We start from the raw sequence: 957 nt of genomic DNA on the forward strand, positions 1-957 counted from the left end.
TAGCAGCCGCCAAAGCCACAGCTGAAGCCGATGCGGCGGAACTTGCGGCTGCCAAGCAAATGGGTAATCTGGCCCCGTTGCTTTCAGCCGTGAATCACACTTTGATATTCACTGAAATGCTCGGTGCGGATAACGGATCTAACGCTCAGTTGGTCTTCAGCGGTTTGAGTGCCAGTGATTTAGACACCCAGTTGATGTCTGCGACGATGCGCATCACCAATGTCCAGGTTGGCGATGTGTTGCTGTTCACGGACACGGGAAAAATTACTGGCAGTTACAGCAATGGCGTTTTGACTTTGGCGACCAAATCAGGTGCCAACCCAAGTAGCAGTGAATTTTCAGCAGCGCTTGCTTCTGTTAAGTTCAACAACAGCTCCGACAATCCGGTCACCACAGATCGACAAATCAGCTTGGTGATCAGTGATGGCGCTAAGAACAGCCAGACCATTATCCAAACAGTGCAAGTTGTCTCGGTCAACGACGCACCCACGGTGAGCGCCGCCATTGCTTCAAATGCAAGCGAGGGAGATGTCAGCTACACCGTCAATCTGCTGCAAGGGGCCACGGATGCAGATACCGGCGAGACTGCCACACTCAGCACGCAAAGCCTTACCTATCAGGTAAATGGTGGCACTGCCAGCGCCACACTGCCTGCAGGCGTGAGCATCACCGGCAACACCCTGACGGTCGACCCCGCCAACGCGGTGTTTAACAGCTTGGCCTTTGGGCAAAGCCAAGTGATTGTCGTCAGCTACCAGGTTAAAGATGTGCACGGCGCAACCGTCAATCAAACCGCCACCGTCACCATCACCGGCACCAACGATGCGCCCACCGCCAGCGTCACCACGTCCACGGTCAACTACGCCAACACTGCACTCACGCAAACGCTGTTCAGCAGCGCGGCCATCAGCGCGGTGGATACGGGCCAAACCATCACCGGCCTGAAATTCACAGTTG

Annotated in this window: 1 protein-coding gene; it reads left to right on the forward strand. The window is 55.3% G+C overall.

Going from position 1 to position 957, the window contains the following annotated elements:
- The coding region (locus B9Z45_RS16710; RefSeq protein WP_199221941.1) for a VCBS domain-containing protein at positions 1–957 on the forward strand (957 nt) is incomplete at both ends.

It is taken from the genome of Limnohabitans sp. 2KL-17 (assembly GCF_003063415.1).
Classification (GTDB): Bacteria; Pseudomonadota; Gammaproteobacteria; order Burkholderiales; family Burkholderiaceae_C; genus Limnohabitans_A.